The organism is Martelella sp. HB161492, assembly GCF_013184775.1.
Taxonomy (GTDB): Bacteria; Pseudomonadota; Alphaproteobacteria; order Rhizobiales; family Rhizobiaceae; genus Martelella.
The window spans coordinates 53,815-74,130 of sequence record NZ_JAATVV010000017.1 but is presented as its reverse complement, the minus strand read 5'-3'; the positions used below and the strand labels follow the sequence as shown (position 1 = coordinate 74,130).

The 20,316-nt window shown below is 59.5% G+C and carries 16 protein-coding genes and 1 pseudogene; 10 read left to right on the top strand and 7 right to left on the bottom strand.

Annotation, left to right across the window (positions count from 1 at the left end; translation table 11 throughout):
- Window positions 1-179: 179 nt before the first annotated feature.
- From HCK86_RS22050 to lptC, 7 genes and pseudogenes are all read right to left on the bottom strand, one after another.
- The gene (locus HCK86_RS22050) at window positions 180-1,685 is read right to left on the bottom strand and encodes a hypothetical protein (RefSeq protein WP_176086649.1); all 1,506 of its coding nucleotides are present in this window, start codon (window positions 1,683-1,685) and stop codon (window positions 180-182) included.
- A 177-nt stretch (window positions 1,686-1,862) separates the two neighbouring features.
- Window positions 1,863-2,327 carry a PTS IIA-like nitrogen regulatory protein PtsN gene (gene ptsN, locus HCK86_RS22045; protein ID WP_176086648.1) on the bottom strand — a complete coding sequence of 155 codons (465 nt, stop codon included), beginning with the start codon at window positions 2,325-2,327 and terminating at the stop codon, window positions 1,863-1,865.
- A gap of 143 nt (window positions 2,328-2,470) precedes the next feature.
- Complete coding sequence (gene raiA, locus HCK86_RS22040) at window positions 2,471-3,040, bottom strand: ribosome-associated translation inhibitor RaiA (RefSeq protein ID WP_176086647.1); 570 nt, start codon at window positions 3,038-3,040, stop codon at window positions 2,471-2,473.
- 321 nt (window positions 3,041-3,361) lie between these two features.
- Complete coding sequence (rpoN, locus tag HCK86_RS22035) at window positions 3,362-4,903, bottom strand: RNA polymerase factor sigma-54 (protein WP_176086646.1); 1,542 nt, start codon at window positions 4,901-4,903, stop codon at window positions 3,362-3,364.
- A 137-nt stretch (window positions 4,904-5,040) separates the two neighbouring features.
- Window positions 5,041-5,769: pseudogene (gene lptB / locus HCK86_RS22030) on the bottom strand (LPS export ABC transporter ATP-binding protein); the annotation flags it as partial.
- Window positions 5,770-5,874: 105 nt separating this feature from the next.
- Window positions 5,875-6,435, bottom strand: coding sequence for an LptA/OstA family protein (locus HCK86_RS22025; RefSeq protein ID WP_176086644.1), 561 nt, complete (start codon window positions 6,433-6,435; stop codon window positions 5,875-5,877).
- A gap of 8 nt (window positions 6,436-6,443) precedes the next feature.
- Complete coding sequence (gene lptC, locus HCK86_RS22020) at window positions 6,444-7,130, bottom strand: LPS export ABC transporter periplasmic protein LptC (protein ID WP_176086643.1); 687 nt, start codon at window positions 7,128-7,130, stop codon at window positions 6,444-6,446.
- Between the two features lie 222 nt (window positions 7,131-7,352).
- Here lptC and sppA point away from each other — a divergent pair, with 222 nt between their 5' ends.
- The 10 genes from sppA to murJ all read left to right on the top strand — a co-directional run bounded on the left by sppA (window position 7,353) and on the right by murJ (window position 20,219).
- Entirely contained in the window at window positions 7,353-8,303 is a 951-nt protein-coding gene (gene sppA / locus HCK86_RS22015; protein ID WP_176086642.1) for a signal peptide peptidase SppA, read from the top strand.
- Window positions 8,304-8,325: 22 nt separating this feature from the next.
- Window positions 8,326-8,625, top strand: coding sequence for an integration host factor subunit beta (locus HCK86_RS22010; RefSeq protein WP_141150568.1), 300 nt, complete (start codon window positions 8,326-8,328; stop codon window positions 8,623-8,625).
- 68 nt (window positions 8,626-8,693) lie between these two features.
- Window positions 8,694-9,044, top strand: a complete 351-nt coding sequence (locus HCK86_RS22005) for a LapA family protein (RefSeq protein ID WP_176086641.1) — start codon at window positions 8,694-8,696, stop codon at window positions 9,042-9,044.
- A 105-nt stretch (window positions 9,045-9,149) separates the two neighbouring features.
- Complete coding sequence (locus HCK86_RS22000; protein ID WP_176086640.1) at window positions 9,150-10,256, top strand: class I SAM-dependent rRNA methyltransferase; 1,107 nt, start codon at window positions 9,150-9,152, stop codon at window positions 10,254-10,256.
- Window positions 10,253-11,122 carry an RNA methyltransferase gene (locus HCK86_RS21995; protein WP_176086639.1) on the top strand — a complete coding sequence of 290 codons (870 nt, stop codon included), beginning with the start codon at window positions 10,253-10,255 and terminating at the stop codon, window positions 11,120-11,122. The genes HCK86_RS22000 and HCK86_RS21995 overlap by 4 nt, the downstream gene beginning before the upstream one ends.
- Window positions 11,119-11,622: a signal peptidase II gene (gene lspA / locus HCK86_RS21990; RefSeq protein ID WP_176086638.1), complete on the top strand. Its 504-nt coding sequence runs from the start codon at window positions 11,119-11,121 to the stop codon at window positions 11,620-11,622. Before HCK86_RS21995 ends, lspA begins: the two co-directional genes overlap by 4 nt.
- Before the next feature lie 230 nt (window positions 11,623-11,852).
- Window positions 11,853-12,728 (top strand): GNAT family N-acetyltransferase, encoded by an 876-nt coding sequence (locus tag HCK86_RS21985; RefSeq protein WP_176086682.1) that lies wholly within the window; start codon window positions 11,853-11,855, stop codon window positions 12,726-12,728.
- 237 nt (window positions 12,729-12,965) lie between these two features.
- The gene (mutS, locus tag HCK86_RS21980) at window positions 12,966-15,695 is read left to right on the top strand and encodes a DNA mismatch repair protein MutS (RefSeq protein ID WP_176086637.1); all 2,730 of its coding nucleotides are present in this window, start codon (window positions 12,966-12,968) and stop codon (window positions 15,693-15,695) included.
- Between the two features lie 55 nt (window positions 15,696-15,750).
- A complete protein-coding gene (locus HCK86_RS21975; RefSeq protein WP_176086636.1) occupies window positions 15,751-18,648 on the top strand; it encodes a [protein-PII] uridylyltransferase in 2,898 nt (965 codons plus the stop codon).
- A complete protein-coding gene (gene murJ / locus HCK86_RS21970; protein WP_176086635.1) occupies window positions 18,645-20,219 on the top strand; it encodes a murein biosynthesis integral membrane protein MurJ in 1,575 nt (524 codons plus the stop codon). The genes HCK86_RS21975 and murJ overlap by 4 nt, the downstream gene beginning before the upstream one ends.
- Window positions 20,220-20,316: the final 97 nt, after the last annotated feature.

The window sequence follows — 20,316 nt, the reverse complement described above, 5'->3', positions numbered from 1 at the left end:
GTGGCGGCGGCGCTCGCGGAGCGCTGCAATGCCTGCCTGCGATTTGTCGCGCCCCGACCTGCGTCCGTAGCCATAGCAAAGACAGTCAGGGTCGCTGATCTGTCGCCGCACCAGAGTGGCGTGTTCGTTCAGCGCCTTGTGGCGGGCAGCAGCGCTGCCTGCCCGTTTGTGTCGATGCGTCAGACATCGAATATTTCCGTTTCGACCGGCATATATGTCCGAAAGGGCACAGCGCCGCGCAGAGGCGGCGTCGCCTGCACGTCTGGCTGTTCAACGGCTTTTTCGGCCCGGCGCTTTGGCGCACTATTGGTGGGCGAGTGGAAACGTTTGGGCGGTTTGGCTCCGACATTTCCGCCCTTTCTGTAAGTGTGAGAGGGCTCCGGCGCTGAAGACTTGTCCGAACGGGGCTGCCCACTGGCCAAGGGGCGCGGGGCTACGGGTATACCGGGCTGGACATGGCGTCGCCGAACCGGTTTTGTGCCTGAGCCAAAATACTGACTTGCGACTGTCTCGGCCAGCAAATCTCGGAAAACGACAGGTTCTGGTTGCGGCGTTCGGCGCGGCTGCCGCTCATCCACGCCGGACATGGGAGCGTCTCTGCCGATTGAGGCCAGGGAGCCTTCCGAACTTGACGGCGTCAGCATGCTGCTCGTTCCGTAAAGCGTCGCGTCATCCTGCTGCGGCCAGCGGCGCGGTTCCGGGATCGGTAGCCCGCGCCTTTGCTCTTCGGCACCCTGGTGTCGTTGCTGCAGGCCGGCCGATGCGCCGCGGTGGCCGGACAGGCTCTCGAAAGAGCGCATCGGTGTTCGAGGCCGGATCTGAGCGGGCGCCTCTTCGGGGATCGTCGGCATGCGACTGTAATGCGCCTGTGCGCTGGCAAAGCGTCTGCGCGGTCTGAGTATCGCTTCGAAATCCGCCTGATCCTGTCTGAGCTCCAGTGGCAAACGAAAATCGTTCTCCGTCTTTGCGGCTGGATGAACGACGAACGTGTCGCGTGCGGCCCGGTTCTCCATCGCCGTCTCGGGAAACCAGAGGGTTTTCTGCACGGGGCCCTGCGCGTAGTCAGGCACCGGTTCCGGCGGTGGAGCGCTCGAAATTGCTGCGATTTCCAGATCGAAGATGGTTTTTTTGCGGTTATCGTCCGCTGCAGATGAGCCGGTTATTGTCTCCCGATCGCCTGCTGGTCGCGCTCGGAGCCTGACCTGTGGATGGCTGACCGGCGATGCCGGTGCCTGGCGGGCGGTGTCAGTCGCACACGTCATGGTGGCTCCGCTTAGGCCATGTTTTGGCAAGGCTGCTGTCGACGGACCAATGACGACCGGCCTTGACGCGCCGACCCCGAAACGTTGCTGCGACTGCGAAGATCTACAGAAAAGGCGCAACGGCAGGGCCTTGATATGCGCCGCCACGCGCGCTCTGCGCGTGCGCCCGTCTTCGGGCCCTTCCGCCGGACCTTTGTCATCGCGCGCGTGCCAGCCCGGCGCCGGAAAATTGGGCTGGGGCGGTATCAATGCCTCGGCGTCAACTTGGCAGGTCTGTTGCCTTGCGTCGCCGAGCGGCCAGGTGATGTGACTGCCATTGAGCCTGGGCCTGCCGGTTTTCTGCCCTGGTTTGCAATTTTCGGTTGGCGTCAGCGCGGAAGATCGCGCCGTTCGAAAACATGGAAATAAGCTCTGAAGTTTCAACACTGCCCCCTATGGCTGACATGTCAGCGATCGATGGGACGGTAGCTTCTTGAGAAATAATAATAAAATCAGATAATTATATTGTCGCTTTTCGACTGCCAAATTCCATGGCGTCGTTTTGAAACGGCCGCTTTCGACAAGCATGCGGTGCCGTCATTTGGCCGCAGCGCAGACCGGTCAGGCGGCGCTGGGGGTCTGCTCGGAATTGAGAAAGGTGTAGATCGCCGTCGGTGATGAGGATGCTCGGATCTTTGCGGTCAGATCATGGTCGCGCAACAGGCGGGCAACGCGCGACAGCGCTTTGAGGTGGTCTGCTCCAGCGCCTTCGGGGGCCAGAAGCAGGAAAACGAGATCGACCGGCTGATCGTCCAGCGATTCGAAATTGACCGCATGGTCGAGCCGGGCGAAGACTCCGGTCATGTGGGTAAGCTTGGGGAGTTTGCCGTGCGGGATCGCGATGCCATTGCCGACACCGGTAGAGCCAAGTCTTTCGCGTTGCAGCACCACTTCGAAAATCTCACGCTCCGGAAGGCCGGTGATGTCTTCCGCACGGGCAGCAAGCTCCTGGAGCAACTGCTTTTTGGAATTTACCTTGAGCGCGGGAATGATCGCTTCCTGTTTGAGCAGGTCAGTAAGTGCCATAACCCCAATTCCTTGACGGGTTGGTTTCGCCGCAAACCCGGTCGGCATCGGCCCTGCCAGGGTCGGGGATGAAGAGTTCAATCCGAGGGCAGCGCGCAGGTGAAAAGAAAGCGGGCATGCTAAAGCATACCCGCCGGTTTCAATCAACCCTTGATGTTGGCCGTGTCGATCCAGCCGATGTTTCCATCCGGGCGGCGATAGACGATGTTCAGAGACTTGTTGTCCGGGTTGCGGAACAACATCAGCGGCTTATCCGTCATGTCGAGGGACATGACGGCGGTTGCGACCGCCATTGTGCGAACTTCAGTTTTGCTCTCAGCCACAATGGTTGGTGCAAAGTCCTCGGGAATTTCCTCCACTTCATCCGGGGCAAGATCCATAACTGTGAATGCGACTTCTGCGAAATCAGCGGCACCATTGTGGTGGTCCTTCAGCTTCCGCTTGTAGCGGCGCAGACGCTTGGCAATGCGCTCGAAGGCGGCCTCGAAGGCGGCCTGCGGCTCATGGGCCTTGCCGGCCGCATGAAGAACCGCACCACTGTCGAGGTGCACCTTGCAGTCTGCGGAAAAACCGTTGCTGGATTTTTCAACGGTGATCTGGCTCGAATACCCGCCATCGAAATACTTTGTGACGGCCTCCTCTATCTGATCCTCGATCCTTTGACGGAATGCCTCTCCGACTTCCATCTGCTTTCCTGATACGCGCACACTCATGGTTTTTCCCTTCTTTTCGTGTTTGCGGAAATCAGTCTACGCCAAGCCATGAACTCCTCCAAGATGCCCAGTGCCGAATGATGGCTGTTGGGTTGGATTCTGACTGATTTTTTATTGATATTCCGGTCATATCGCGTGTCCGGACCGTCGTTTTGCCGCCCGCGGTTGACGGACTGGCGGGCCGCGTCGTGCATGTTTGCTGATGCACTTCGACCTAAGTAGGGCGAAGACAGTATCGCTCGGTGAAGCGAGGGGCAATATTACAGGTTTACTATGTTTTCTGTGGACATCTGTCGGGATCGGCGCTGATCGGGATGGTTGCTACAGGTTTTCAGCAGAAACGCGTGCCATCGCGCGCTTTTCACGCCGGCGCTGCACCGATGAGGGAATATTCATCGCCTCGCGATACTTCGCGACGGTGCGGCGCGCCAGGTCCGTTCCCTCGGCCTTGAGAGTCGATACGATGTCATCGTCCGACAGCACGGTTTCCGCCGTCTCGCTGGCGATGAGCTGGCGAATACGGTGGCGCACGGCCTCCGCCGAGCGGTTGGCGCCGTCATCTTCGGTCGAGCCAATTGAAACGGTGAAGAAATATTTCAGTTCAAACAGACCGCGCGGCGTCAGCATGAATTTATTGGTGGTGACCCGGCTCACCGTCGATTCGTGCATTTCAATCGCGGCCGCGACGGTCTTGAGCGTCAGGGGGCGCAGATGGTCGACGCCCTGTTTCAAAAACGCCTCCTGCTGGCGGACGATCTCGCTGGCGACCTTGAGAATGGTACGGGCCCGCTGATCGAGACTGCGCGTCAGCCAGTTTGCATTCTGCAGGCAGGTGTTCAGGAAGGTCTGGTCTGCATCGGACATTATCCCGCCAGTCTTGATGCTGGCGAGATAGTCGCGGTTGACCAGAACGCGTGGCAATGTGTCCTGGTTCAGTTCCACCTTCCAGCCATTCAGGCGGTCCTGCGTGACGATGACATCCGGCAGGACCGATTCTGGCGGCTGCAGGATATAGGAGCTGCCTGGCTTGGGGTTGAGGGCGCGGACCTCGCGGATCATGTCGAGAATATCGTCGTCATTGACGCCGCAGATCTTCTTCAGTTTCGTGAAATCCCGGCGCGCGACCAGCTCCAGATTGTCGATCAGCCCCTCCATGGCAGGGTCGAGCCGATCCTTTTGCTGCAGCTGGCGCTTCAGGCAGTCGCTGAGCGAGGTTGCAAAAATGCCAGGTGGATCCAGGCTCTGAAGCGTCGTCAGAATGTTGGCGAGATCTTCCGATGAGACATTGATGCGGGCAGCGATCTCTTCAAGCGGGGTGAGGAAATAACCTGCTTCGTCCAGATAGTCGATCAGGTAACGGGCAATCGCTTGCGAACGGTGGGCGCGAAATGTCAGTGCAATCTGGTCAATCAGGTGGTCCTTGAGGCGCGGCCGCGAGGCGACGAAGTCATCGAGATCGAACTGCTCGTCTCCATAGGCGCCCGTGGTCATGGATTTCCACTGGCTTATCGCTTCCGAAGCCTGGCGCTGCTCGCTCTGGCCCTCATCCGAATAGCTTTCGGCAAAATTGCTGTCGAGCTGATCGGCCAGGACCGCCTGGGTTGCTGCATTGTCATCACCATACCAGTCGCCTGAAAATGCATCGCTCTCGGTTTCGGCGGGGCCTTGCTCGTCGTTGCTGACGTCGCCATGTCCTTCATCAGAGGCGGCGTTCTCGAGCAGGGGATTGCTTTCAATCTCCCGCGCAATGAACTGCGTAAGCTCCATATGCGTCATCTGCAGAAGCTGGATCGACTGCATCAGTTGCGGTGTCATGACCAGAGACTGGTTCTGACGCAGATAAAGGCTGGCACTGAGAGCCATACGGACATTCCCCCAACCAACGAACAATCAAACGATTGTGAGCCGAATGTATCTTATCTGGCCCAAAAATTGCTTGAAAACCTTCATCCGGTCAAGCGGCAAGCTTTGTCCGACATAAAAAAGCGGAATTGTCGGGTTTAGAGCGTGAAATTGTCACCCAGATAGAGCCGGCGCACGTCATTGTTGCTGACGACATCGTCAGCCTTGCCATGCGTCAGGACTTCACCGGCATGGATGATGTAGGCACGGTCGATCAGGCCGAGCGTCTCGCGCACATTGTGATCGGTTATCAGGACGCCGATGCCGCGCTGGGTCAGGTGGCGAACGAGGTTCTGGATATCCGAGACGGAAATCGGATCGACACCGGCAAAAGGTTCATCGAGCAACATGAAGGTCGGGTCGGTCGCAAGGGCGCGGGCGATCTCGAGACGCCGCCGCTCGCCGCCTGACAGCGCGACTGCCGGCGATTTGCGCAGGCGGGTTATGGAGAATTCCTCCATCAGCTGCTCGGCCTTTTCCTTGCGATCCTTCTTTTTCAGATCCGTAAGCTCGAGAACCGCCAGGATATTCTCTTCCACCGTCAGCCCGCGGAAAATGGAGGCTTCCTGCGGCAGGTAGCCGACGCCGAGACGGGCGCGGCGATACATTGGCAGCCGCGTGACATCCCGGCCATCCAGCGCGATTGCGCCCTGGTCGACAGGAACGAGGCCGGTAATCATGTAGAAGCAGGTGGTCTTTCCGGCGCCGTTCGGGCCGAGAAGCCCCACGGCTTCACCGCGTCTGACGACGAGTGAAACGCCGTTGACCACACGTCTCTGACGATAGGATTTGGTCAGTCCGCGCGCGATCAATGTTCCGAGATAGCGATCATCGCCGCTGCTTGCGCCGCCGCCGCCGGATGCATCATGGGATCGCCGCCGACGGGCGTCTGCGCTTTGTTGAACGCTTTTCACGTCGTCACTCCGGCCTGATCAGTTTTTCTTCTGGGAAGAGGGGTCGAGCTGGATCTGCACACGACCGCCGCAAGCGTCAAGCTTGGCCTCACTGGTGACCATGTTGACGGTAAGCTTGCAGCCGACGAAGACGTTCTTGCCTTCGGTCAGAACAACCTTTTTGCCCTCCAGCACGATCTGCTGCGACACCATGTCGAAATAGCCTGTATCGGCGGTTGCCTGCTGGGTTTTCGAATTCACCTGAACATTGTCGACCAGATCGATCCGCTCGAGATCGCCCCCGCCCGAGGCGATGCCGGTCGAGCCACCCTGGTATTTGACAATCATCTTCGCCGCCTGGACCTTGTTGTCGCCCTGGGTGGCGACAACATCACCGGTAAAGATGATATTTTTGGTCTTGTCGTCCACATGCGCGTCCGTCGAGGTGATATTGATGGGCTGATCATTGGCCAGCTTGAAGCCGTTCATCGTCGAGCTTTGTGCACTTGCTGGCGCTGATGCCCCGATTGCCAGCAAGGATGTCAGACAGAGAGCAGCGATGCCTTCAGACACGGATTTTCTGGAACGCAGGACCAGCATGAATGACCTCATTGTTCGGCCGCAGAGAGAGCCGAAGGTTTCAGAACGACGTGTACGCCACCGCCGAATTCGATACTTCTGCCGTTATCGGTGATATTGACGTTTTGCGCAACCAGTGTTGCCTGGCTTGCGGTGATGGAGACAGGCTTATCGCTTTTGAGCTCGCCCGCCTTGATATCAATGAAGGCGGAATTGAACTCGGCCGTCAGACCGTTTGAAAGGCGCAGCGTGAAAGGTTCCTCGATGGTCAGCCGGTCATTCAGGCGGTCATAGATGGCACTTTGCGCTGCAACACGCGCTGTCGTGGCGCTGTCGATCGGCACGGCGGCCTTGATCTTCTCGAGAATGACCTTGTTCTGGTCGTCGATTGGCTGCAGTGCCCGCTCGGCACTCAGCGTATATTGAACACCATCGCTGTTTCGACCTGAAATGCCTGGATTGGTCATGACGATCATGCCGTTTTCAACGGTTGCCGAATCGAGCGACAGCTGTTCGGGAACCATGGCGCGAATCACGGTAAAGCCAATGAGGCCGAGAGAAATGACGAGCGCCAGCAGCGGCAGCAGAAACTTCAGGTAGCGCACCCGCCTGGAATGGCGTGCTGCCAGACGATAGTTCCGCGCGCTCTGTCGAGCCAGAATCTGCCGGTATTGCTCGGCACTGGTACCCGGCTGGCCGTGGATCGCATCTGTCATTCTCTGTCTTCCCGGCCCTCTTATGGGGTGTCGTGTCCGATGATTGCGTTCATCCCGTAAAGTAGATTTTGTCCGCGCTCATGGCTTGAACGTGTCCAAGGGATGGCAATACCGATTATGGTATAGTCTTACATTCGATTTAGAAAATTGATTATGTTCTGCTCCCATGGCAAGGGTTAAGTCACTCGAAATTTTCGTAAATGTTGACTTGAGGGGACGAAATTGACGATTTCTGCGATTTTGGAGCGCCGGAGGCTTCGCCGCCGACTGACGAGGTGGCGCGTTGTTGCTCTCATTCTGGCGGTGGCAGTGATCGTAGCCGGCTATCGCATCATTGTGGGACCGGATTCTGACCGTTTTCTCGAGCGCCCGCATATCGCTGAACTGACGATTTCCGGCACGATCGAAGATGATCCGCTGCTGCTGCAGACAATCGAAGATATTCGCGATGATGCGCATGCAAAAGCGCTGATCGTCTCGCTGTCTACCGGCGGTGGCAGCACCTATGGCGGCGAGCGGATCTACAAGGCTTTGCGCTCCGTTGCGGAAAAGAAGCCGGTCGTTGCGGATATCCGCACCGAGGCAGCTTCGGCCGGCTATATGATCGCGCTTGCCGGCGACCGCATCTTTGCCGGTGAAACATCGATTACCGGCTCGATCGGTGTGTTGTTCATCTATCCGCAGGCCAAGGAATTGCTCGACAAGATCGGCGTGACCATGGGAACGGTCAAATCGGCCCCGATGAAGGCCGAGCCGATGCCTTTCGATGAGGCAACGCCCGAAGTCAGGGCGATGCTGGGGTCGGTCGTTTCCGACAGCTATAACTGGTTCGTCGATCTGGTCGCCGAGCGGCGTGATCTGCCGCGGGAAAAGGTGCTCACCCTGGCCGACGGGCGTATCGTCACCGGACGGCAGGCCCTTGAGGACGGGCTGATTGACGCAGTCGGCGATCAGAACGACATTCTTGCCTATCTTCACACGCGCGATGTGCCGGAAAACCTTGATATTGAATCCTGGGATGTCATAGATGATGATGGATTCGATCTGAATATGGCCAATGCGGCGGTTTTCCTGTTGCAAAAGGCCGGCTTGGGATCGCTATTGGGCGAGCACCCCGCGAATGGGGCGGGCTTCGTTGACGGGCTTGTTTCCGTCTGGCAAAATAATTGGTAATCAACGCCTTGAGGGGAATAGCGTGATTAAATCCGAATTGGTTCAGATCGTCGCTTCGCGTAACCCGCATCTTTATCACCGGGATGTGGAAAATATCGTCAATGCCATTCTCGATGAGATTGCAGACGCGCTTGCAGCAGGTAACAGGGTCGAATTGCGTGGTTTCGGCGCATTTTCGGTGAAGAACAGGCCGTCGCGTTCCGGACGCAACCCGCGCACGGGGGATACGGTCTTCGTCGAGGAGAAGTGGGTCCCCTTCTTCAAGACCGGGAAGGAGCTGCGCGAGCGCCTCAATCCCGATCAGGCCGACGAAGACGACTGAGCGGTTTCTGCCTGCACGACGCTGATCGTGCGGGTGTTTTCGTTTTGAATGGCATGTGAGGTTTTGGCATGGGCAAAAAGCTGATCAATTTCATCATTCTTTTGCCGCTCGGCATTCTTCTGGTGCTGTTTTCGGTTGCCAATCGCGCGCCGGTTCCGCTGGCGCTTAATCCGTTTGATCCGGCAGACAAGGTTCTGTCGGTTACAGCGCCCTTCTTCGTCTATATCTTCATCGCCTTCATTGTCGGTCTGGTCGCCGGATCGCTTGCCACCTGGTTTTCGCAAGGCAAGCACCGCAAGCGCGCCAAGAGCCATCAGCGCGAGGCCGTCGCCTGGCAGAGCGAGGCCGACAAGCAGAAGACCCGTGCTGATGAGATTGCCGGGCTGACGTCAGCTGCAGACAAGCTGCCCGCGCCATAAGCCTGTCTGCAGGCTCTGCCAATCTCGATCGTGGTCTATCGCTTGGCGTGCGGGAATGCTATTCGGCCACTTAGTTTCGAATTGCAGGAAGCGTGATCCGGTTTGATGAAGCCATCGAAGAAAAACAGGCGGGAACGGCAGGAACGACCGGCCGATACGCCGCGCAAGCCCAGCCAGCGCAAGGCTCCAATGCGCAGTGAAGCAGGGCGGGAGAAAAGCCGTCCGCATGCAGCGCATAAGGACACCGCCCCCCAGCCGCAGCCGATCGAATGGATCGCGCTCAAACCGGGTGAGCGGCCGGCAGAGCGCATTCCCGTGATTCTCGAATCGAAGGCGGCCGGACAGTTCCATCTGATCGACAGCGGCCATGGCCTGAAGCTTGAACAATATGGACCCTACCGGATCGTCCGTCCGGACGCTCAGGCACTCTGGCCGCCGCTGCTTGATGCTGCGACCTGGGAAAATGTCGATGCCGTTTTCACCGGCGACACCGATGAGGATGGCATGGGCCGCTGGCGCTTCCCCAAGGGCGCGCTTGGCGAGGTCTGGCCGATGCGGCTTCTGGATGTCGATTTTCTCGGCCGTTTCACATCATTTCGCCATGTCGGTGTATTTCCGGAGCAGGTTGCACACTGGAGCTGGATGCAGGATGCAATCGCCAGGGCAAAGGGAGATGCGCCGGTCAAGGTGCTGAACCTGTTCGGCTATACCGGTGTTGCCTCGCTTGTCGCCGCGCGCGCTGGCGCGGAGGTGACCCATGTCGATGCCTCGAAGAAGGCGATTGGCTGGGCCCGCGAAAACCAGGCGCTGGCAGGCCTTGAAGATCGCCCGATCCGCTGGATCTGCGATGATGCGATGAAGTTCATTGAACGCGAGGTCCGGCGCGGCAATCACTATGACATCATCCTTACGGATCCTCCCAAATTCGGTCGCGGACCCAATGGTGAGGTCTGGCAGCTGTTTGAGCATCTGCCGCGCATGCTGGATCTGTGCCGCGAGATCATGAAACCGGACGGGATCGGCCTGGTGCTGACGGCTTATTCGATCCGCGCCAGTTTTTACGCGATTCACGAGCTGATGATGGAAACCATGCGCGGCTTTGGCGGCGTGGTCGAATCCGGTGAACTGGTGCTCCGCGAAGGCGGCCTTGATGGCAACGAGACGGGCAGGGCGCTTTCGACTTCCCTTTATGCGCGGTGGTTACCCCGATGAATGACGGTTTTGAATCAAGACGGACGCCGCGGGTCGGGCAGGTCAAGGAAGTGACAAGCCTTGCCAATCCGATCATCAAGGATATTCGCGCGCTCTCACAGAAGAAGCATCGCGAGGAAAGCGGCACTTTTCTTGCCGAAGGGCTGAAACTCGTGATCGACGCGCTGGAGCTTGGCTGGTCGATCCGCACGCTGATCTATGCCAAGGCGGCCAAGGGCAAGGCGCCGGTCGAACGGGCCGCCGCGCGCACCGTTGCGTCCGGCGGTCTGGTGCTGGAGGTTTCCGAAAAGGTGCTGTCGGCCATCACCCGGCGCGACAATCCGCAGATGGTGGTCGGTATTTTCGAAAGCCGCTATCAGCCGCTCGAAGCGATCCATCCGAAAAATGGCGATACCTATGTGGCGCTTGACCGGGTGCGCGATCCCGGCAATCTCGGCACCATCATCCGTACGGCAGATGCCGCCGGTGCCGCCGGTGTCATTCTGATCGGCGATACCACGGATCCTTTTTCCATCGAGACGGTCAGGGCGACGATGGGCTCTGTCTTTGCCGTGCCGGTGTCGAAGACATCGCCGGAGGCGTTTCTCAGCTGGTCGAAAAAGACCGGTGCTCATGTCGTCGCGACGCATCTGGCCGGTTCCGTTGATTACCGCACGGTCGACTATTCAGGGCGTCCCGTCGTGCTCTTGATGGGCAATGAGCAGCAGGGGCTGCCCGACCTCCTGGCCGATGGCGCCGGGTCGCTGGTGCGGATCCCGCAGGCGGGACTGGCCGATTCGCTCAATCTCGCCGTTGCAACAGGCGTCATGCTGTTCGAGGCGCGCCGCCATCTCCTGACGCTCGATGAAAGAGAAGCGCGCCGATGAAAATCTCGCCCCTGTCACGGCTGCCGGTCGCCATTCTGTTCGTCTTTGTCGCCGTGGCGCTGGACCAGGTCATCAAGGCAGCCGTGGAATATGCCCTGCCTTTTCATCAGCCGGTCGAGATCCTGCCTTTTCTGGCGCTTTACCGCACCTATAATCTCGGCATAGCCTTCTCGATGTTCTCCGATGCGAATGGTTATCTGATCGTCGGTGTGCGGATCGTCATTGTCGCCTTTGTCAGCTGGTTCTGGTGGCGCAGCGATGCAAGGCGGTCGCTGCTGCAGCTCGGGCTGGCGCTCATCGTTTCCGGTGCGCTCGGCAATATCATCGACCGCTTTGTCTATGGGCACGTCATCGACTACGTTCTCTTCCATGTCGGAAACTGGTCTTTTGCGGTGTTCAATCTGGCAGACAGCTTCATCACCATCGGTGCAGTTCTGGTCTTTCTGGATGAGTTCCTGCTGGGCCTCTCAGGCAAGAAAGACGCGCAGAAGGACGGCTGAAACGGGCCTTGCTGCCTGTCTGCCGATAACGGCCCTCCATGATTGTGGACGGTGCTGCAGGGCTGCGGTAATATGGGTTATCAGTTCAATGCTAGGCGTGAACAGGTTCGTTCGGCAATGGTGCGTAAGTGGCCGCCATGTGAACGAGCCGCCTGGACTGTCAGGCATGTCACGACCGTGTCGTAAAGAAGTGCTTTATGAATGATAAAGAGAACCTTCCGGGCCAGTTCATGACCATCGAAGCGCTTGACTATATTCTTCCCGAGACCGGTGCCGCCGTCGGACATTTGCACGATGAGGCGGGCAACGAACTTCTCGGCCGTATCGGATCGCTGGAGACGCGGCTTGCTGCCAATGACAGCGAGATCGATGCGGCGCAATCGGTGCGTTACCGTGTCTTCGTCGAGGAAATGCAGGCGCAACTGCCGCCCGAAGCGATGCGGATCAAGCGTGATTTCGATCGCTGGGACGCGATCTGCGATCATCTTCTCGTTCTTGATCGCAAGATTGAGGGTGAGCCGGAAGATCAGATCGTCGCGACCTACCGCCTGTTGCGCCACGATGTCGCCATGGCAAGCGGCGGCTTTTATTCCAGTGGGGAATTTGATGTCGAGCCGCTGATCGCGCGTCATGAAGGCATGCGTTTCATGGAGCTCGGCAGGTCCTGTGTCTTGCCGGAATATCGTGGAAAGCGCACCGTGGAACTGCTCTGGCAAGGCAACTGGGCCTATTCGCTGCGTCACAATATCGGTGCCATGTTCGGCTGTGCCTCGTTTCACGGCGCTGATCCGCAGCAGCATGCTCTGGCATTGTCCTTCCTCTATCACAAGGCACGTGCGGTTGGTGAATGGGCGGTTTCGGCCCGCAGCGAACAGGCTGTCGACATGAACTTCATGCCGGCCGAGGACATCAACGACCGTAAGGCGCTTGTTTCCCTGCCGCCCCTGATCAAGGGCTATCTGCGTCTTGGCGCGATGATCGGCGACGGTGCTGTGATCGACCATGCGTTTAACACCACCGATGTGCTGGTGGTGCTGCCCATTGCGGCAATCTCTGATCGCTACATCAATTATTATGGGGCTGATGCCGGGCGTTTCTCGGCCTGAGCATCCGGGGCTGATGCCTCATGGTGACACGGCTTCCGGCGCCCGGAGGCCGTTTTTGTTTTTGCCCAGCTTTATCGTGCTTCGCTCTTTCGGTTACCCCGGATGTGTGACACATGATTGAACAATCAGCTTTGCCTGGGCTGCATGCGAAGGTCTCGGGCAAGCGCTCAAGACACCGGAGCGGGCGGGCCTTCCGAAAGGGATGCTGCCGTTCCCCAAGCATCGTGACGGACGCCCGTGACCCAGGATAAAGCCTTTACAACCGAAGAACTCATCTCCGAGGAAAGTCGTGCGACGGCCACGCCGATGATGGAGCAATATATCGAGATCAAGGCCAACAACCCGGATCTCCTGCTGTTCTATCGCATGGGCGATTTCTATGAACTGTTCTTCGACGATGCGGTTGAGGCCTCGCGGGCGCTGTCGATCACGCTGACAAAGCGCGGCCAGCATCTGGGCCGCGACATTCCCATGTGCGGCGTTCCGGTTCATGCCTCCGACGACTATCTGCAGCGCTTGATTGCGCTTGGCTACCGGGTTGCGGTCTGCGAGCAGGTCGAGGATCCGGCCGAGGCCAAGAAGCGCGGCACCAAATCGGTGGTCAAACGCGATGTGATCCGGCTGGTGACGGCCGGCACGGTGACCGAGGACAAGTTGCTTCAGCCGGGCGAGAGCAGCTTCCTGATGGCGCTGTCGCGGGTGAAGGGCGAGGGCGAAGGCAGCTACGGCCTTGCCTGGATTGATATTTCCACCGGTGTATTCAGGCTTTATTCGACCGACGAGACCCGGCTTGCCGCCGATATTGCCCGCATCGAACCGCGCGAGCTGATCGTCGCCGACACGCTGTTTGCCGAAGAAAAGCTGAAGCCGGTCTTTGATACTCTCGGGCGTGTCGTCTCGCCTCAGCCCGCGGTGATGTTTGACAGCGCGACCGCAAGGGACCGGATCGCGCGCTATTTCGATGTCTCGACGCTGGATGGTTTCGGCCGTTTCTCGAGGGCGGAAATGTCGGCTGCGGCCGCCGCCATTGCCTATGTCGAAAAGACCCAGATCAACAATCGTCCGCCGCTCGGCGTGCCCGAACATGACGGTGAGGCCGGCGCCATGTTCATCGATCCGGCGACCCGCGCCAATCTGGAACTGGTGCGCACGCTTTCCGGTGAGCGCAATGGCACGCTGCTAAAGGCCATCGACCGCACCGTAACGGGCGGCGGGGCGCGGCTTCTCGCCGAGCGGCTGATGTCGCCGCTGACGCATCCCGAACCGATCCGCACGCGTCTTGATTCGGTCGATTTCTTTCTCGAAGCCCCGGCGCTTTCCTTCGGCATCCGTGATTGCCTGAAACAGGTTCCGGACATGCCGCGCGCGCTTTCTCGGCTCTCGCTCGATCGCGGCGGTCCGCGTGATCTCGGTGCCATTCTCGCCGGTCTTGCCGCCGCGCGTGAGATCGCCGGCATGCTGGCGATGAACGAAATGCCGGACGAACTTGTCGGCGCGCTTGACGCGTTGCAAGCCCTGCCGGAAAGCGTTGAGGTGGCGCTGGCGCAGAAGCTGGATGATGAGCTGCCGCTGTTGAAGCGCGATGGCGGCTTCATCCGCGAAGGCGCGATTGCAGCGCTTGACGAGGCACGCGGCCTGCGTGACACGTCGCGCCGGGTGATCGCCGGCCTGCAGGCCCAATATGCTGAAGAAACCGGCGTCAAGGGATTGAAGATCAAGCATAATAACGTGCTTGGCTATTTCATTGAGGTGACCAGTCTCAACCAGGCCGCGCTGACCGGCACGGATGCGCTGAAGGCGCGCTTTATCCATCGCCAGACCATGGCGAATGCCATGCGTTTCACGACGGCCGAGCTTGCCGATCTGGAAAGCCGGATTGCCAATGCCGCGGGCGAGGCGCTGGCGCTGGAACTATCCGCCTTCGAAGACATGCGCGCTGCCGTGACCGGTGCGGCCGAGGCGCTGAAGAAGGGCGCCCATGCGCTGGCCGTTCTTGATGTCTCGGCCGGTCTTGCCGTTTTGTCGGAGGCGGAGGCCTATTGCCGGCCGCAAGTCGATGAAACAACCGCCTTCGAGATTGCCGGCGGCCGCCATCCCGTGGTCGAGCAGGCGCTGAGAAAGCAATCATCCGGTCCCTTCGTCGCCAATGATTGCGTGCTGTCGCCGAAGGGCGGCGAGCATGGACAGCTATGGCTTCTGACCGGGCCGAATATGGGCGGTAAATCGACCTTCCTGCGCCAGAATGCGCTGATCGCCGTCATGGCACAGATCGGCAGCCATGTGCCGGCGCAAAGCGCGCATATCGGCATTGTCGATCGGCTGTTTTCCCGTGTCGGCGCATCTGACGATCTGGCGCGCGGGCGCTCTACCTTCATGGTCGAGATGATCGAGACGGCGGCGATCCTGAACCAGGCCGGGCCGCATGCGCTGGTGATCTTGGACGAGATTGGTCGCGGAACGGCGACTTTTGACGGTCTGTCGATCGCCTGGGCAACGGTTGAGCATCTGCATGATGTCAATCGCTGCCGGGCGCTGTTTGCCACGCATTTTCACGAATTGACCGTTCTGCCGGAAAAGCTGCCGCGCCTTGCCAATGCCACCATGCGGGTGAAAGAGTGGAAGGGCGATGTCGTCTTCCTGCACGAGGTCGGTCCCGGTGCCGCCGATCGCTCCTACGGCATTCAGGTCGCGCGTCTTGCCGGCCTTCCGGCCAAGGTGGTGAAGCGGGCGAAGGATGTGCTGACCCGGCTGGAAGACGCCGACCGCAAGAACCCGGCTGCCTCGCTGATTGATGATCTGCCGCTGTTTCAGGTCGCCATGCGCGCCGCACCGGCTGAGCCGGAGCCGTCTGAGGTCGAGGCACTGCTGGAGACGATCAATCCCGACGAAATGAGCCCGCGCGAGGCGCTTGATGCGCTCTACATGTTGAAAGCGAAATTGCACGAGACCATTTCCGTCGGCGAGTGAAATGGATTAAAACAACGTCGGTCCCGCTTCAGGGGCCGGACGAAAAGGCGATAGCATGCAGCAGATTAGGTCCGAGAGCGCCACGGCAAAGCCAAGGCAGAAAGAACAGCGTGCGAGCGCCGGTGAGGCCAGTGTGCCGCTGGCCATGCCGGGCTTGATAAAGCCTGAGGGGCTCACAGCTGAGCTGGAGGCGCTGGCGAAAAAGCATGCCGGCAAGCCGGACAAGCTGCGTTCTGACGTGCTGGCACGGCTGAAAGAGGTCAACAGGATCGGTCGCGAAGAGGCGCGCAGGCTCCTGCTGGAGGATGGCGGCGGGCTGGACTGCGCCCGTCGGATCTGCTGGCTTGAGGACCAGATGCTGATCGGCCTTTATGATCTGGTCACCACTGTTCTTCATCCCTCGACGCGGCAGAAATTTGCCATCGCCTCGGTTGGCGGTTACGGGCGCGGCACGCTGGCACCGGGTTCCGATATCGATCTTCTGTTCCTGATCAAGGGGGCGGAGACGGAGGAAACCCACAAGGCGATTGAATATATTCTCTACATGCTCTGGGATCTGGGCCAGAAGGTCGGGCATGCCACACGCTCGATTGCCGACTGCATCCGCCTGTCCAAGGCCGATATGACGATCCGGACCTCGATCCTCGAACTGCGCTATATCGCCGGCGTCGAGCAGCTTTGTGAAACGCTGCAGCATCGCTTCGATGAGGAAGTCGTTGCCAATAGCGGGCCGGAATTCATCGCCGCAAAGCTGACCGAGCGCGATGATCGCCATCGCAAATCCTTCGACACGCGCTATCTCGTCGTGCCCAATGTCAAGGAAGGCAAGGGCGGGCTGCGTGATCTCAACACGCTGTTCTGGATCGCGAAATATTTCTACCGCGTGCGCGAAACCTCTGAGCTGGTGCGGCTCGGCGTGCTGTCGCGCCAGGAGCTGACGCTTTTTTCGCGCGCCGAGGATTTTCTCTGGGCGGTGCGCTGCCACATGCATTTCCTCACCGGCAAGGCGGAGGAGCGTCTTTCGTTCGAAATCCAGCGCGAGATCGCCGAGGCGCTCGGTTATCAGGATCGCCCCGGTCTTTCCGCTGTCGAGCGCTTCATGAAGCACTATTTTCTCGTCGCCAAGGATGTCGGCGACCTGACCCGTATCTTCTGCGCCGATCTGGAAGAGCAGCAGGCCAAGGCGGCGCCGGTGATCGGACGGGTCCTGAACAAGTTCTCCAAGCGCCGCCGCAAAATTCCCGGTTCGCTGGAATTTGTCGCCGATCGCGGTCGCATCGCACTGGCCGCTCCGGACGTGTTCAAGAAGGATCCGGTCGCGCTGATCCGGTTCTTCTATGTGGCGGAGATCAACGATCTCGAATTTCATCCCGATGCGCTGAAACTGGTGACCCGTTCGCTGTCGCTGATCAATCGCGAAATCCGCGACAACGAAGAAGCGAACCGGCTGTTCCTGTCGATCCTGACGTCGCGCAAGGATCCGGCGCTCTATCTCAGACGCATGAACGAAGCAGGAGTGCTCGGGCGGTTCATTCCGGAATTCGGCCGTATCGTCGCGCTGATGCAGTTCAATATGTATCACCACTTCACCGTCGATGAGCATCTGATCCGGGCGGTGGCCGTGCTGTCGGAGATCGAGAAGGGCGGTGCGGAAAGCCTGCACCCGCTGGCAAGCGAATTGCTGAAGAATGTCGAGGACCGCACCGCGCTTTATGTCGCCGTGCTGATCCATGATATTGCCAAGGGCCGGCAGGAGGATCACTCGATCGCCGGCGCCCGTGTGGCCCGCAAGCTTTGCCCGCGTTTCGGCCTGACGCCGAAACAGACGGAGACCGTGTCCTGGCTGATCGAAAATCATCTTCTGATGTCGATGGTGTCGCAGACGCGCGATCTCAACGATCGCAAGACCGTTCTCGATTTCGCCGATCGGGTGCAGTCGCTGGAATATCTGAACCTGCTTCTGATCCTGACCGTGTGTGATATTCGCGCTGTTGGTCCCGATGTCTGGAATGGCTGGAAAGGCCAGCTCCTGCGCACGCTCTATTATGAGACCGAACTGCTGCTGTCCGGCGGCTTTTCTGCCGTCTCCCGCAAGGAGCGCGCCGCGCGCGCCGTCCAGGCACTCACCGAGGCGCTTGACGACTGGAGCGACAAGGAGCGCGACAAATATGTCGGGCTGCAATACCAGAATTATCTGCTGACCGTGCCTCTGGAAGACCAGATCCGCCACGCCCGCTTCATCCGTCAGGCTGACCGTTCCGGCAAATTGTTCTCCACCATGGTGCGCACCAACGGGTTCCACGAGATCACCGAGATCACGCTTCTGGCGCCGGACCATCCGCGCCTCCTGTCGATCATCGCCGGCGCCTGCGCTGCCACCGGTGCCAATATCGCCGATGCGCAGATCTTCACCACCACGGATGGCCGGGCGCTCGACACGATCCTGCTCAACCGCGCCTTTGAGGGCGATGAGGATGAACTGCGCCGGGCAAAGACCATCGGCCGGCTGATCGAGGATGTGCTGTCTGGCGTGAAAACGCTGCCCGAGGTGATTGCGACGCGCTCGCGCGAGCGGCGCAAGAACAAGGCCTTCGCCATCGAGCCGCATGTCTCGGTCACGAACAAGCTCTCCAATGTCTTTACCGTCATCGAGGTGGAATGCCTCGACCGGACCGGGCTTCTGGCCGATATTACCCAGACGCTGTCGGAATTGTCGCTGGATATCCAGACGGCGCGCATCACCACTTTCGGTGAGAAGGTTATCGACAGTTTCTACGTTACCGATCTTCTCGGCACCAAGATCACCAGCGAGAACCGGCTGGCGACCATCGTCAAGCGGCTGAAGGCGGTGCTTGAGGAAAAGGGCGAGGCGATCCGCGAAGGCATGCCGCAGGGCATGCTCAAGCCATCCTCTGCAGAACCTGACCGCAATGCCGGCGGTGCCGCGCAATGAGCCTTGTCGGGAAGTTTGCTACAGTCGGCGGCGCCACTTTCGCCAGCCGGCTTTTCGGCTTTGCCCGTGAGACGCTGATGGCGGCGGCGCTTGGCGCCGGACCGATGGCGGACGTGTTTTACGCAGCCTTCCGCTTTCCCAACCTGTTCCGCCGTCTGTTTGCCGAAGGTGCGTTCAACGCAGCCTTTGTGCCGCTGTTTTCCAAGGAAATCGAGGAAAACGGCATGGATGGTGCCAAGCGCTTTGCCGAGCAGGTGTTTGGCGTGCTGTTCTCGGCGCTGTTTCTGATCACGCTGGTGATGGAACTCGCCATGCCGCTTTTGGTGCGCTTCATCATTGCGCCGGGCTTCGTCGGCGACGACATGAAGTTTGACATGGCGGTTCGCCTGTCGGCCATCATGTTTCCCTATCTGATCTGCATGTCGCTGCTCGCGATGATGAGTGGCATGCTGAATTCCATGCATCGCTATTTTGCCGCGGCGATTGCGCCGGTTTTCCTCAATTTCGTCCTGATCGGCGTGCTGGGCATCGGTCTGTGGCGCGGTTCCATGCCGGCGGAAATGGCCAATCTTCTGGCCTGGGGCGTGCTGGCGGCCGGGCTGATCCAGCTTCTCGTCGTCTATGTCGATGTGCGCCGTGCGGGCATCCGTTTCGGGTTCATGCTGCCGAAGATGACGCCGAAGATAAAGCGTCTGCTGGCGCTTGCGGTACCCGCAGCGGTGACCGGCGGTGTCATCCAGATCAATCAGATCATCGGCCAGGCGGTCGCCTCCGGCAAGGATGGCGCGATTGCGGCACTGCAATATTCCGACCGGCTCTACCAGTTGCCGCTCGGCGTTGTTGGTGTTGCCGGCGGTGTCGTGCTGCTCCCGGAACTGTCACGGGCACTGAAGGCCGGCAATGACAAGGAAGCCTCCTATGTGCAGAACCGGACGATCGAATTCGTGCTGTTCCTGACGCTTCCGGCTGCCCTTGGGCTGATGGTGATCGCACCGGAAATCACCCGTGTTCTTTACGAACGCGGCGCTTTCGGGCCGCAGACCACGGCGCTGGTCGCTTCGATCATGACGGTCTATGCCTTCGGTCTGCCGGCTTTTGCGCTGACCAAGGCGTTGCAGCCGGCCTTTTATGCACGCGAGAATACCAAGCTGCCGATGCGCTTCACGCTGATTGCGGTGGTGATCAATTCCGCGCTTGCGATTTCGCTGTTTCCGGTTCTGGCTGAACGCGGCATTGCCCTTGCCGAAGTGGTTTCCGGCTGGACCAATGTTCTGCTGCTTGGCGGCACGCTGGTCATCAGCGGGCATTTGCGTGTCGATGCGACGCTGATGCGGCGCGGGCCGCTGATCATCGTCAGCGCGCTGGCCATGGCCGGTACGATCTGGTTTCTGGCGGATTATTTCTCCGGCTGGTTCCAGCCACAGACGCCCTTCCTCACCCAGCTTGGCGGGCTGATGCTTCTGCTTCTTGCGGCGAGTATCGTCTATTTCGGCCTGGTTCTGGCAACCGGCGGCGTCAATCGAGCACTGCTGTTGCGTGTGGTCGAGCGCAAGACCAGGCGCAAGAGCTGACAGTTCGGTTTGACGAGCGTGCCTGTTCCGTGCATAAGCGCTCTCGTTTGTTTTAACCGTAAATGCCGGGCCTTCCACCCGTCCGAAAGAGAAAAAA